Raw genomic sequence first — 14,637 nt, 5'->3', positions numbered from 1 at the left:
TGATACGCAACCGCTCTATTACTGGCATAAAAAAAAGGTCGAATGAATTCGACCTTCGTATATCATAGTTCACGTTATTGAATAGCTGTAATCTGCAAAAATTACTGAGGGTTCATACAGCTTGTAGAGACTAAATAAATGTTTACCAGAAGCGGATGTACAGCGCACTGAGTATGAGCAGCGTTATTACAATCATAACGATGGTAGACGGTGCCAGTTTGAACATCGCTTTGTCCAGCTGGAAGGCTTTCGGGTTGATGGCCGGACCTGCCAGGCTCAATATCACCATCACCACCAGGGTAAAGAAGAATGCCCAGCCCATACAGATCTGGAATGGAATCTCATATACCCCCTTGCTGTTCAGGAACGCGGTGTATAACCACGTTTCATGTCCAAACCATTCCGCTGCATAGTTATTGAACACCACGGAAAGTAAAAAGCCGGTTACGATACCTGCTACTGCCGCTGCACCAGTGGTACGCTTCCAGAACATACCTAGCAGGAACATGGCGAATACACCGGGACTGATAAAACCTGTATATTTCTGGATAAAGGTAAAACCACCTGCACCACCAATTCCTAACAGGTCATTCCATGTAAAGGCAATGGCCACCAGCATGGCCACAACGATCGTGATGCGACCTGTCCATACCAGCTTTTTCTCATCGGCTTCTTTATTAATATATTTCTTATAAACATCCAGTGTAAAGATCGTCGAAATACTATTTGCCTTACCCGCCAGTGACGCTACGATAGCAGCTGTCAACGCTGCGAGGGACAAACCTTTCAGACCATTTGGCAGGAAGGTCAGTACAGCAGAATAAGCATTGTCCGCATTGAATTGTCCACCAGGAGCCATTTCGCCCTGCAAGCCACCATTCTTGTACAATACATAAGCGGCGATACCAGGCAACATCACGATCACAGGCATCATCAATTTCAGGAGACCAGCGAAGAGAATACCATTACGGGCGGTCTTCAGATCCGCGCCCAGTGCTCTTTGTGTAATGTATTGGTTACACCCCCAGTAGTTCAGGTTGATGATCCACTGGCCTGCAAAGTAAATAGTGATACCAGGCAATAAGAGATAACGGTTGATGTACTCCTGCGAAGCGCCGGGACCAGGTTTTTTGAGGATCATCTCAAAGTGATCGGGAGAATCTTTCATGAGTGCATTAAAACCAGCCAGTGCATCTTTGCCAAGGCCAAAGTGTTCGCTCACCATAGTCAGTGCCAGCCACGTAGTAGCAAGGCCACCAATGATCAGTACGATCACCTGGATCACATCGGTATAACCGATCACTTTCATACCACCTAATGTGATGACCAGTGCAAAGATAGCCAGGGCCACCATGATGATGTGAAAATGTTCAGCACCTACCAGGTTGTTGATGGCCAGTGCACCGAGGAACAGGATGGACGTGAGGTTGACAAACACATACAGGAATAACCAGAATACAGCCATGATGAGCGCCACCGTTTCATTATAACGGGTTTTGAGAAACTGTGGCATGGTGTAGATCTTGTTCTTCAGGTAAACGGGAATAAACCAGACTGCTACGATAATGAGGGCTACAGCTGCGATCCATTCATAGGCAGAAACGGCGATACCGACAGAGAAGCCATTGCCACTCATACCAATGAATTGTTCAGCTGAAATGTTGGAGGCAATGAGGGAAGCGCCTATGGCCCACCATGTGAGTGATCCTTCTGCCAGGAAGAAATCTTTCGTACTCATAGTGGCCTTCTTTTTCCGGAGGTAAATCCAGTAACCATAAGACGCGACTACCAGGAAGTAGATTACAAATATGATGTAATCAATGTTGGCGAGTTTATTCATATTATGTGGAATGTTACGGTGTCTAGTTTCACAACGGGTACTCCTGCATCGAGGGGCAAGATAGTAATAATTGTCAATTTTACATTTAAAGTATAAAAATATTTTTATCTGGTAAAATTTTAACCTTCGAATGTGCGGATTTTGCCTTCGGGAGTTTTTTTCTATATTACATCCTTATGCGTCAATTAATAAAGAACTATAGTAGCATCCTGCTTTTGCTGGGAGGGATCATTACCGGCAGCATTATGGGTCTCACGCTAGGGCCACGGGTATTGATCCTGAAACCCATCGGTGATATTTTCCTTAACCTGATCTTTATTGCCGTGGTACCGCTGGTGTTCTTTGCTATTTCTGCAGCTATTGCCAATATTGATCCGGGGCAGAAACTGGGTAAGATCATGTCTGCCATGGGACTGGTATTCCTTTCTACTATATTGATAGCTGCATTTCTTACGATTGTGGTGATCTGGCTTTTTCCGCTGGAAGCGGTAGTGACGGTTCCGGGGTCATTGCCGGACCTCAAAGATGCGGGTAACTGGGGAGATCAGATGGTGAGATTACTGACCACAGAGGAGTTCTTTTCCCTCTTATCGAGGAAGAATATGCTGCCGTTGTTAATCTTTGCCGCTATTATGGGCTTTGCGGCCCTGAAAGCCGGGGAGGCAGGTGCACCTTTCAGGAAGTTCCTGCTATCGGCCAATGCCGTGATGAAGAGCTTCCTGGACATTATTATGGTGATGGCGCCACTGGGTTTGGGCGTTTATTTCGCCTGCCAGATTGCGGAGCTGGGTCCGCAATTGTTCGTGACCTATGCCAGTTCTATGAAGATCTATTATGGGTTTGGCATTGTTTACTTCTTCGTGGGGTTTTCCTTTTACGCTTTCCTGGCCGGTGGGTGGAAGGGGATCATTACATTTTGGAAATATAATATAGTGCCTTCCCTGACCGCATTAGGGTCTTGCAGCAGCATTGCGACCATTCCTGCCAACCTGGAAGCGGGGAAGAAAATGAAGGTGCCGGAAAGTATTAATAACGTGGTGATACCATTAGGTGCCACGCTGCATAAGGATGGATCCAGTATTTCTTCGATTGTAAAGATCGGGGTGGTATTTGCGCTGTTTGGAAGGGATTTTTCGGGGGTGGATACGATCCTGCTGGCATTGGGGATTACAGTGATCGTGAGTATTGTGGAAGGAGGCGTCCCCAATGGAGGGTACATCGGGGAGCTCCTTGTAATGTCTGTGTATGGATTTCCGGTGGCGGCTTTGCCAGCGGTAATGATAGTTGGTACGCTGGTGGATCCGCTGGCTACTGTATTAAATGCAACAGGTGATACGGTAGCTGCGATGTTGGTGACCAGGGTGCTGAAGGGGAAGAAGTGGATAACCGAAAAAACGGATGGCGAAGATCTTCCAGCCAGCGGTGGTAAATAACCAGCATCCAAAAGGGCCAGCATTCTATCACGGGTCCAGCAAATCATGAAGATCTTCCTGCCAGCTTTAGTCGCTAACCAGCATCCATATGGGCCAGCATTCTATCACGGGTCCAGCACATCACGAAGATCTTCCTGCCAGCTTTAGTCGCTAACCAGCATCCAAAAGGGCCAGCATTCTATTACGGGTCCAGCACATCATGAAGATCTTCCTGCCAGCTTTAGTCGCTAACCAGCATCCATATGGGCCAGCATTCTATCACGGGTCCAGCACATCATGAAGATCTTCCTGCCAGCTTTAGTCGCTAACCAGCATCCAAAAGGGCCAGCATTCTATCACGGGTCCAGCACATCATGAAGATCTTCCTGCCAGCTTTAGTCGCTAACCAGCATCCAAAAGGGCCAGCATTCTATCACGGGTCCAGCGGATCATTAGGATCCTCCTGCCATGCCTTTTCATCCGGCAGGAACCTGTTCGTCGTATCATCCACTCTCTCCATTTCCTTATAAGGTACATAGCCGATTTCTTTTACAAAACGGGGCGCCATCTTCTCAATCATCAGCGACTGCATGGGATCAGTAATTATAAGCCCCGGTTTGGTAGCCGGCATATTAAACAGGTACATCAACCTTTCCGTATTACGGATATTCGTCGTCGTATGTCTTGCATGTGGTTCTATGATGATGGCACTATCCGGAATACCCAATTTTGTCATCAGGTACTTCTTCATTTCCACTGCCTCACAGAAAGGCGTTTTGTACGGATGTACATGTCCACCGGAAACGACGATGTAAGGTGCGAGTTTGTTATTATAAGCTTCCACAGCCAGTCTGCAGCGATACATTCCTACTGAATCCATGCTCTGTCCTTTCTTTCCGGGACCTGCGCCGGGCACGAGGATCACACTGTACTTGTAGGCATTCCAGTAAATCAAACGGGACCTTTTAAAAGCCGCCGCATTACGACCGGCATACAGTGGTTCGTAACGGGTGGCCTCATCCCTGCCATTTACTTCCAGTGCGGTGAGGGCTGCCTGCAATGACTGGCGATAAAAGGAACCTCCCATTTTGTGCTGTAAACCTGTTTTCACAGCAGGTAAATCAGATGGCTGTATAGAAGCGCTATCGATCGCTGCATAGCGGGGACGTTCACCCTGTAAATACACTTCGTAAATGTGGTTCATACCCTTGGCGATATCTCCCCATACTTTGCGGATATAAGCCGTATCATTTTCTTCATCATATACCGGGTAACGGTTCACTACCTTCAGGCGTTGTACCATTTCCGTCATATAATTGTTAGTATTTACTAACTGTACAAACTCATCTCCTGTTCTGCGGATTTCGTCCGGGGTCCATTCCAACGCTTCGCCCAGGCAGGCCGCATTGGTACAGGTACTGAGTGCCGTTTGTAAACGGGTGGCTCTTTCAGTTGCGATGGTGTTAAATACCGCATCTTTTTGTACGATATCATGCGTATCTCCTTTTCTTTCCAACATATAGAGAAAGTAAAAAGACTTCCTGATTTGTACCTGCTGTGTAGCCGTAAACGTGATGCGTGCCGGAACAGTGGCGCGTGGTTTTGCTACCGGCTTGTGATAATGTTTACTCTTGTGTTGCCCAAAGGTCATTGTGGTGGCCAGTAGCCCTGTGCAAAGGCCAATGGCAAAGATCTTTCTGTTCAATTTCATTTTATTTCCTTTCCATTTTTCCAAATTGCGGTAATGCTCCTGGTGGCTTTGATATCCTCTGCCGGATTGCCATCAAGGATCATAAAATCTGCTTTATTTCCTGGTATTAAAGTTCCTGAATGATGTGCGCCGTTTAGCAATTTTGCCCCATTGGCGGTGGCACAGGTAATAACTTTGAGTGGGGTGAGTCCTGCCTCGGCCATCAGTGCTAATTCTAAGTGTTCTGAAAAGCCCTGTGCACGGGTGGGTTGTGCACCAGAGTCGGTACCCATACAAATGGGGATGCCGGCGCTGTCCAGTTTATGTAAGTTTGTTTTTGCGATATTGAAGGCTCTGATTTTTTTCTCACGGTCCTTGTCGTTCTGCTGGGGCATACGTTTTAATTCATCGTATACACCGGGTTCAAGGGAGTGAATAAAAAAGTCATCATTTATCCAATCAGGCAATTGTGTGCCGTATGCAAAATTGTATTTGTCTAAAGAGAGTGTGGGAATATAATAAGTACCTTTTTCTTTCATCAGGGTAATGAAAGCATTATCTACCACCTGATCACGGATGCTATGTGCCAGCAGGTCGATGCCATCGTTCACTAAGTTGCGGGCATCTTCCAGGTAATAGACATGAGCAGCTACTTTAATGCCATGGGCATGGGCAGAAGTAATAATCGCCTGGTAAATATCAGGCGTCACTTTGGGATTTCCATCCACCCATATCTTTACAAAATCAGGATGTAGGGCCGCCAGTTGTTCCATGGCAGCTGTTGCCGCTTCAGGAGTAAGGGCCCGTTGGATATGTTTTCCAAATGCGCCGGGAGGTACGCCACCGTTAGCCCCAAAGCCATAGCCGGCAGTATAAACGGTAGCGCCGGGTATAGCGCCTTTTTGAGAGGAATCGCGGAATGGCCAGATCAGTGGCTGATCCGTACCCATACTCAATACGGCGCCGATGCCGTAGTGTAAATATTGTTCCAGCTGCCGTTTCACATTCGCGTCCGTATAATTATTGGCGGTAGCTGTATTTCCTTTTATCAGTCCCAGGTGCCCGTGGGCATTGATCAGCAGCGGCATGACCGTTTTGCCGTTCATGTTAATGCGTCTGGCGTTTTTAGGCAGGTGTTTAGTATCCGGAAAAGAAACCACCTTATCTGCCTGGATCACCATATTTGCATGCTGGCGCACTGGCGCGCCGCTGCCGTCTATGAGCGTAATATCTTTCAGTACCGTAAGGGGTCCCTGCTGCGCAAAAATTAGGCAGCTTTGAAATATTGCCCCTATGGTCATCAACAGATAATTCTTCATTCAGTATTGTTTGCAGTATTGCAAACTACGAACTATCAGTTAAATATCGCGACCGTTGCGGACTGAATTTGATGAAAGGCATGAGCGAGGTCGGCCAGAAGGTCTTCCGGTTCTTCCAATCCCACGCTTAAACGGATCAGGCTATCCGCTACCCCGGCGGCTCTGCGCGTTTCGTCAGGGATAGATTTATGGGTCATGGCAGCCGGATGGCATAACAAACTTTTAACACCACCAAGGCTTTCAGCAAGCTTAAAGTATTTGGTGCTGGTCACAAATTGCTGTGCCGCAGCTTCCGTATCTGTTTTTAGGGTAAAACTCACAATGCCTCCGAATCCTTTAGACTGCTTTTTCGCAATATCATGGTGAGGGTGTGATGAAAGGCCGGGATAAAATACCTTATCGACCAATGGGTGCTGCTCCAGGAAGCGTGCAATCTCTTTTGCATTGGCACAATGCTGACGCACACGCAGGTGAACGGTTTCGATACCACGAATTAACAGGAAACTGTCGAATGGTGACAATATTGCACCACAGGCATTCTGGTAAAATTTGATTTCAGCTCCCAATGCAGGTTCTTTGGTGACAACCACACCTGCTATCAGGTCACTGTGTCCACCCAGGTATTTGGTAGCGCTATGGATGACGATATCTGCACCTAACAACAGGGGTTGCTGTAATACCGGGGTACCAAAAGTATTGTCTACGGCAAAGAGGATTTTATGGGCTTTGGCTATTTTCGCGATCGCCCCGATATCCGAGATCTTTAAAGTTGGATTAGTGGGTGTTTCCAGCCAGATCAGCTTTGTAGCGGGTGTGATGGCGTCCAGTACATTTTGTACATCGCTGGTATCTACATAAGTGACTTTGATCCCAAACTTTTTGTACACCTTGTCAAAAAGGCGGAAAGCGCCCCCGTAAATATCGTCTACAGCAATGATTTCAGCTCCTGATTGCAGCAGTTTTAATACAGCGTCGATAGCTGCAAGTCCGCTGCTAAAAGCGATGCCGGTACTGCCGCCTTCCAGGCCGGCCACGATTTTCTCTACCGTTTCGCGTGTAGGATTGTTGGTACGGGCATAGTCATAGCCTTTGTTCACGCCGGGTGCTTCCTGAACGAAGGTAGAGGTCTGATAAATCGGAACCGCGATAGCACCTGTTAACGGATCTACCGGAATGGAATGGAGAAGGTGGGTGATGTTGCTCATCGGTTTGTTTTTTAGTTGATGATGAAATTGATTAAACAGGGTTCCGTGAGAGCTTATCAGAAAGGAGTGGGCATAAAAAAACTCACCTGGATAGTCAGGTGAGTTTAAAAGTATATTGAGTAATATCGATCAAATCTACTGACTTATCTTTCCCGGTTTGATCCGGGATGGATGTAGCACCTTTCCTGTTTGGTGGAACAGGATGGTTGCTAAGGCTTCGCAGGGCCATTTCCCTCTGCCTTTCTTGATAAGGTATCTTAAAGAACTGATGCAAAGATAAAGCGGGAAATTCCAAATTTCCAAGAAAATGAAGCAAAAAAATCTTCTTTCGCCTTCGGCAAAAGAAGATTTCCTTAGCGGAGGGACAGAAAGGGAAAGGAATACAAGAGAAATTACCTGCCTCGGAGAGATTTTATTTGGTTTACTAAACACCGTTCAGTAAGTTTGCATTGTAAATTAAATCATTATGGGGATATCTGACAGGAAAGAAAGAGAAAAACAGGAGATGCGGAAGCTGATTATCAGCGCTGCCATGGAGATGTTTATTAAAGATGGATATGAGAAAACCTCGATCCGCAACATTGCAGAAAAGATTGAGTATTCCCCTGCTACCATCTACCTGTACTACAAGGATAAAGACGAATTGTTTTACGAGATCCAGCGCGAAGCGTTTGATCAGCTGCATGAATACTTCCAGGTGCATGTTGTTTCTGCCGATCCCATGCAGCGACTGCGGGAATTGCTGAAAGCATATATCGAATATGGCATTGCCAACCCGGACCTCTACGATCTCATGTTCATACTTCGCTCTCCTATGAAAGCGGTGCAGGAAGATGATTTCTGGGAAAATTGTAACGGCTCCTTTCAGTTCCTGCTGAATACAGTAGAAGCTGCCAAAGACCACCTCCGTTTCTCTGATCCTGTAAAAGCAGGAATGATCTTTTGGAGTTTAGGACATGGCATTATCGCCCTCTCTATCCGTGACAGGATGAAAGTGACCAGGTTGAATGAAGGAGAGCAGGCATCCCTTGTCCAGTCTGCAATACAAGAGTTTATGCAAATTATTCAGAAATAAATTGTTTGTGTCAACCATCAGGTTGACACAAATAATAATCCACCTTTTTTCATTGACACTTAACGTGTCTTTTTTTATACCACTTTACTAAACAGTGTTCATTATGTCAACACGCATTAAAAAAAGACTTTTGTTCATAGTAGCTATCCTGGGCGCATCATTCCGCCTTTCTGCCCAGGATACGCTGCTTGAACACTACATCCGGGAAGCCTTTACCCGCAACCAGGGCCTACAGCAGCGCAATTTCCAGCTGGACAAATCGCTGTATGCCCTGCAGGAAGCCAAATCACTCTTTTACCCCAGCGTGAGCCTGGAAGGTGATTATACCCGTGCAGCCGGTGGTCGTACCATCGACATTCCACTCGGAGACCTGCTGAACAATGTGTACTCGAGCCTCAACCAGCTCACGGGCAGCAACCAGTTTCCACAGCTGAAAAATCAATCCGTGCTCCTCAATCCCGATAATTTCTACGATGCCAAACTGCACACCACCCTCCCGCTCATCAACACAGAGATCTGGTATGCCAACAAAATCCGCAGCGAAAGTATTTCCCTGCAACAGGCAACAGTAAACGTGTATAAGCGTAAACTGGTGAAGGATCTCAAAACTGCTTACTACCAGTACTACCAAAGCTGCCGTGCTGTTGAAATCTACAACGCTGCCATGCTGCTGGTAGATGAAAATATCAGGGTCAATAAAAGTTTTATTGCAAACGGAGTGACCAATACCACTGCCCTGACACGCTCCCAGGCAGAACAACAAAAAATTATCACCAATATCACCAGTGCTGAAAACCAACGCACCCTATCAAAAGCATATTTCAACTTCCTCCTCAACAAACCCCTGAACGATACTATTCTTCTGGACAGCACCACTTTTGCTACCGCTTCCCTCCTGCCGGTAGCCGATACCAGCACGATTACAAAACGGGAAGAACTGCAACAGCTGGAACAGCAAAAAAAGATCGCAGGTCTGCAATACAAACAATACAACTCCTACCTCGTTCCGAAACTCAGCACCTTCCTGGACCTTGGTTCACAGGGCTTCAACTGGAGTGTAGACAATAAAACCCGCTATTTCTTATGGGGTGTACATCTGCAGTGGGACCTCTTCACCTCCGGTCAGCAAAAGCACAAAGCACAACAGGCAGCCATTGAAATAAAAACCGTCGATGCGGCTTACAACGAAATATATAGTTCGCTGCAACTCGCACTCACCACGGCTTACAATAACTACCATACCGCTGTCGCTAATTATCAGAATGCTCAAACACAACTAGCCCTTTCTGAAAAATATTACCGCGATCAGTTCAAAGTATACAAAGCCGGTCAGCTCCTTTACCTGGAACTGCTGGATGCGCAAAACCAATTAACCAACGCACGCCTGCAGGTAGCTGTTGCTTTTGCAGGGGTACAAACTTCTATGGCCGACATTGAATTGCAGGCCGCCGCTTACCAGTTATAATAACAATATTAAACGTTGATATATGAAAACTATTCACGCCATCTTACTACTCTCTTTTCTCGCTGTCTTCGTTGCTTCCTGTGGAGATAACAAAGCCGCTGAAAACAAAAATACGACTGAAGTGATCCCGGTAAAACTGTTGCCACTAAATGGTCAGCACACAGGTACCGCTACCATAGCCGTGTCCGGACAATTTACTACTGACGATGAAACCATGCTTTCTTTTAAAACCGGTGGTATCATTCAAAGCCTTGCTGTGAAAGAAGGCGATGCGATCAAAACCGGTCAGGTACTGGCTACCCTCAATCCTACTGAGATCAATGCACAGGTTACGCAGGCACAACTGGGTTTTGAAAAAGCACAGCGTGACTACAACCGTGTACTACACTTATACCAGGATAGCGTAGCCACACTGGAACAATTGCAGAATACAAAAACGGCGATGAACATAGCAGAGGAACAGTTTAAATCAGCTGAGTTCAATCGCAGTCATTCACAGATCCGTGCCACCTCTAACGGGTATGTATTACGTAAACTCGCTAACGAAGGTCAACTGGTGCAAGCTGGTACTCCCATCTTCGAAACGAATGGTGCAGCTGCCGGCAACTGGCTGCTGCGGGTAGACCTGAGCAATAAACAATGGGCGGAAATCCAGGCACAGGACAAAGCGACGATTGAAATTGAATCAGTACCAGGAAAGACGTTTGAAGGTACAGTAGTACGTAAAACAGAAGGTCTGAATCAGACCAGTGGTACATTCAAAGCTGATATTCGTTTGAATGGTGCAAAGCCTGCAGCTATTGCCTATGGCATGTTTGGCAAGGCGACGATTGAGCCTGCAGGTGGGAAAGTGAAAAATCAGGCGAATGGTGGTGATGGAAAATCTGAGGCTGGAAGGACTACAGGTGATGGTAGATCAGAAGCAGGAAGGGCTGCTGGTGATGGAAAATCTGAGGCTGGAAGGACTACAGGTGATGGTAGATCAGAAGCAGGAAGGGCTGCTGGTGATGGAAAATCTGAGGCTGGAAGGACTACTGGTGATGGTAGATCAGAAGCTGGAAGGACTGCTGGTGATGGAAAATCTGAAGCAGGAAGGGCTGCTGGAGAAGGTAGGTTACAGGCAGGCAGGACTGCTGGTGATGGTAGGTCTGAAGCCGGCAGGGCTACAGGTGATGGCGCAACAGCAACAAACAATGGCCCATGGGCTATCCCTTACGAAGCCCTGATGGAAGGCGATGGCAGTACTGGTTATGTATTCATCACCAACGATAATAAAACGGCAAAGAAGGTCACCGTGACCATCGGTGGTATGGAAAAAGACCAGGTGATCATTACCAAAGGTCTGGAACAGGCAGGTGCACTCATTATTTCCGGCAGTGCTTATCTCACTGATGGCAGTCCGATCAGTGTAAAATAAGTTTAACCGTTTCAACTATCAGCACATGAAAATTTCAACATATGCGGTAAAGAATTACCAGTTTACCCTGGTCATCTTTATCATGATTATTACACTGGGCATCACGACGATCCTTAATATGCCCCGTTCCGAAGACCCGGAAATGCATGCGCCTACTTACTCTGTGGTAGTCGTGTATCCCGGTACCAGTCCGAAAGATATGGAAGACCTCGTGGTAGATCCACTCGAAAAAGAACTCTATGCACAGGAGAATGTAAAAAGGTTGCGTACCTCTATTGGCGATGGTCTGGCCGTGATCAGGGTAGAATATAAATATAGCAGCGATGTAAATGAAAAGTACCAGGAAGTGCTGCGTGTGGTAAATGGTAAACGCGGAGAACTGCCAGAAAATATACGCATTGAAGTGATGCGGTTCCAACCAAGTGATGTAAATATCCTGCAACTGGGCCTTGTATCTGAAAATGCGTCCATGGACAAACTGCAATATTATGCTGAGAAATTGCAGGATGAACTGGAAAGACTGAAGGAACTGAAAAATGTAGAGATTCATGGTGTACCTGGCAGACAGGTGCGGATTGAATTGCAGATGGAGAAGATTGCACAGATGGGAATTTCTGTGAACAGTGTGATCAGTAGTTTGCAGGGAGAAATGGCGAACATCCCAGGTGGTAGCATTGATGCAGGGAATCGCACTTACAATATCAAGAGTAGCGGTAGCTATAAATCACTGGATGAGATCAGGAATACAGTGATCAATGTAAATAGTAATAAGAATATTTTTCTGCGGGATATTGCGAATGTATATTATGGTTTTAATGATGAAACGTATGCTACCCGCCTGAATGCACATCGCTGTATATTCCTGGTGGCTGCGCAAAAAGAAGGTGAGAATATCAGTAAGACAAAGCAGGTGTATGGCCCGGTGATTGAGCAGTTTAAGAAAAAATTGCCGGCTAATATTGACCTGGTAGAAAATTTTGATCAGGCACAAAATGTAAACAGGCGACTGAGTGGGCTGGGCGAAGACTTTATTATTGCGATCCTGCTGGTGGCGGTGACCCTGTTGCCACTAGGTTTCAGGCCAGCGCTGATTGTGATGATCTCTATTCCGCTGTCTTTGTCTATTGGGATCATATTGCTGAATGTATTTGGTTATAACCTGAACCAGCTGAGTATTGTTGGTTTGGTGGTAGCGTTGGGTTTGCTGGTGGATGATAGTATTGTGGTGGTTGAAAATATTGAGCGATGGATGCTGGAAGGGCATAACAGAATGGAGGCGACACTGAAAGCGACCAAGCAGATTGGACTGGCAGTAATCGGGTGTACGGCAGCATTGATCATTGCCTTTATGCCACTGGTATTTATGCCTGAAGGTTCCGGTGATTTTATCAGGGGTTTACCGCTGGCAGTAATCTTTAGTGTACTGGCCTCCATGCTTGTATCATTGACAATCATTCCTTTCCTGAGTAGCAAATTGTTGAAAGCGCATACCGGTCATCCGGATGGTAATATCTTTATGCGTGGGTTGAAACGCCTGATCCATGGCAGTTACAGTAAATTGCTGGATGGAGCACTGAGGCGCCCTCTATTAACTATCGCAGCGACAGTGATCATTTTTGCCGGTTCTATTTACCTGTTCAAAATAATAGGATTTGGGTTATTCCCCGCTTCAGAAAAGCCACAGTTCCTCATCAATATTACAACACCGGCACAGTCTAACCTGCCCTATACACGGCAGATTGCGCTGGAAGTGGAGAAGGTGTTAAAGAATGAAAAGGATATACAATACTTTTCTACGAATATAGGCAGGGGTAATCCACGGGTGTATTATAATATTATACAGGAGCATGAAAGAAGTGACTATGCACAGATCTTTGTACAGTTGAAACCCGAGACCTCTCCTGAAAAGAAACTGGTATTAATTGATAAACTACGGCAGCTGTGGACACCTTATCCGGGTGCGAAAGTAGAAGTGAAAAACTTTGAGCAGGGACCTGCCTTACCGGCACCGGTAGAGATCAGGTTGTTCGGCGATAACCTGGATTCACTGAGAACGTTAGCGGGTCGTGCAGAAGAAATGTTGCGGAAAACACCGGGTACTATTTATGTAGACAATCCTGTGAAGTTGCTGAAGAGCGATATCCGGGTGGTAATCAATAAAGAGAAGGCGCAGCAGCTGGGTATTCCAAGTCTGAATATAGATCGTACGGTGAGACTGGCAGTAGCAGGTTTGAACCTGGGGCACTATGCAGATAGCAATGATAATGACTACGACATTTTGCTGACGAGGAATAAGGAGGGCAGACCAACGATGGATGTGTTCAACAGTCTGTATGTAAATAACAATGATGGAAAGGCGATTCCTTTGAGCCAGGTGGCAGATTTGAAAATGGAGAACTCTCCGATCAGTATCAGTCACCAGGAGAAGCGAAGAGTGGTATCTGTAACGGCTTTTGTAGATAAGGGAGTATTGGTGGATAAGGTGCTGAATGATGTGATAGCGAAGATGGATGCGATGCAGTTGCCAAAGGGGTATTCTTATGAGATGGGCGGTGAGATAGAATCAAGGAAGGATTCATTTGGGGATTTTACCAGTATTATTATCCTGACGGTGTTTATGTTTATAGCGGTGCTGATATTGGAGTTCAGGACATTCAAGAGCACGTTTGTAGTATTGTCAGTCATCCCATTGGGGGTTGTAGGAGCGGCAGTAGCTTTATGGATGACGGGCAATTCCTTGTCTTTTGTGGCAATCATTGGTATGATTGCGCTGGCGGGGATTGAGGTGAAGAATACAATATTGCTGGTAGACTTTACGAACCAGTTGAGAGAGCAGGGTAAGTCGCTGGATGAGGCCATCCGGGAGGCGGGTGAGATCAGGTTCCTGCCGATAGTGCTGACATCATTGACGGCGATAGGCGGGTTGATACCGATCGCGATCAGTACGAATCCTTTGATAGCGCCGTTGGCGATCGTGTTGATCGGCGGGTTGATTAGTTCGACGTTGTTGTCGAGAGTAGTGACGCCGGTGGTGTATAAACTGATGTACTGATAAACGGCAATTAAGGCGGCAGCGGACAATATAAAAACGGGATGTATCATAGTTTTGATGCATCCCGTTTTTTTTTGCTATAAGAGGAGCTTCCAAACATGACTTTCATTCTGTTTAGATATGATGATGGTTCTATTTTCCTGATTCGTCGCGTCTTAGCTT

Annotated in this window: 9 protein-coding genes and 1 riboswitch; of the genes, 5 read left to right on the top strand and 4 right to left on the bottom strand. The window is 46.3% G+C overall.

Going from position 1 to position 14,637, the window contains the following annotated elements; translation table 11 throughout:
* Positions 1 to 142 precede the first annotated feature (142 nt).
* A complete protein-coding gene (locus SIO70_RS20655; RefSeq protein ID WP_320573914.1) occupies positions 143 to 1,840 on the bottom strand; it encodes a sodium:solute symporter family transporter in 1,698 nt (565 codons plus the stop codon).
* Between the two features lie 176 nt (positions 1,841 to 2,016).
* Here SIO70_RS20655 and SIO70_RS20650 point away from each other — a divergent pair, with 176 nt between their 5' ends.
* Positions 2,017 to 3,273 carry a dicarboxylate/amino acid:cation symporter gene (locus SIO70_RS20650; RefSeq protein ID WP_320573912.1) on the top strand — a complete coding sequence of 419 codons (1,257 nt, stop codon included), beginning with the start codon at positions 2,017 to 2,019 and terminating at the stop codon, positions 3,271 to 3,273.
* A gap of 412 nt (positions 3,274 to 3,685) precedes the next feature.
* On the opposite strand, the gene SIO70_RS20645 is transcribed toward SIO70_RS20650, so the two are convergent.
* Genes SIO70_RS20645 through SIO70_RS20635 form a run of 3 tightly spaced genes read right to left on the bottom strand, consistent with a single transcriptional unit; the run spans position 3,686 to position 7,466 of the window.
* Positions 3,686 to 4,963 (bottom strand): YdcF family protein, encoded by a 1,278-nt coding sequence (locus tag SIO70_RS20645; protein WP_320573910.1) that lies wholly within the window; start codon positions 4,961 to 4,963, stop codon positions 3,686 to 3,688.
* Positions 4,960 to 6,261 (bottom strand): amidohydrolase family protein, encoded by a 1,302-nt coding sequence (locus SIO70_RS20640; protein WP_320573908.1) that lies wholly within the window; start codon positions 6,259 to 6,261, stop codon positions 4,960 to 4,962. The genes SIO70_RS20645 and SIO70_RS20640 overlap by 4 nt, the downstream gene beginning before the upstream one ends.
* 35 nt (positions 6,262 to 6,296) lie before the next feature.
* Positions 6,297 to 7,466: a PLP-dependent aspartate aminotransferase family protein gene (locus SIO70_RS20635; protein WP_320573906.1), complete on the bottom strand. Its 1,170-nt coding sequence runs from the start codon at positions 7,464 to 7,466 to the stop codon at positions 6,297 to 6,299.
* Positions 7,467 to 7,606: 140 nt separating this feature from the next.
* Positions 7,607 to 7,720: riboswitch (SAM riboswitch) on the bottom strand.
* Between the two features lie 212 nt (positions 7,721 to 7,932).
* On the opposite strand from SIO70_RS20635, the gene SIO70_RS20630 reads away from it, so the two are divergent.
* From SIO70_RS20630 to SIO70_RS20615, 4 genes are all read left to right on the top strand, one after another.
* Positions 7,933 to 8,541: a TetR/AcrR family transcriptional regulator gene (locus SIO70_RS20630; RefSeq protein ID WP_320573905.1), complete on the top strand. Its 609-nt coding sequence runs from the start codon at positions 7,933 to 7,935 to the stop codon at positions 8,539 to 8,541.
* A 103-nt stretch (positions 8,542 to 8,644) separates the two neighbouring features.
* Positions 8,645 to 10,006 carry a TolC family protein gene (locus tag SIO70_RS20625; protein WP_320573903.1) on the top strand — a complete coding sequence of 454 codons (1,362 nt, stop codon included), beginning with the start codon at positions 8,645 to 8,647 and terminating at the stop codon, positions 10,004 to 10,006.
* A 22-nt stretch (positions 10,007 to 10,028) separates the two neighbouring features.
* Entirely contained in the window at positions 10,029 to 11,423 is a 1,395-nt protein-coding gene (locus SIO70_RS20620) for an efflux RND transporter periplasmic adaptor subunit (RefSeq protein ID WP_320573902.1), read from the top strand.
* A gap of 25 nt (positions 11,424 to 11,448) precedes the next feature.
* A complete protein-coding gene (locus SIO70_RS20615) occupies positions 11,449 to 14,475 on the top strand; it encodes an efflux RND transporter permease subunit (RefSeq protein ID WP_320573900.1) in 3,027 nt (1,008 codons plus the stop codon).
* Positions 14,476 to 14,637 lie beyond the last annotated feature (162 nt).

The organism is Chitinophaga sancti, from assembly GCF_034087045.1.
Classification (GTDB): Bacteria; Bacteroidota; Bacteroidia; order Chitinophagales; family Chitinophagaceae; genus Chitinophaga; species Chitinophaga sancti_B.
Note: the sequence above shows the minus strand (reverse complement) of the source record. Positions and strands in the feature narration are given on the sequence as shown.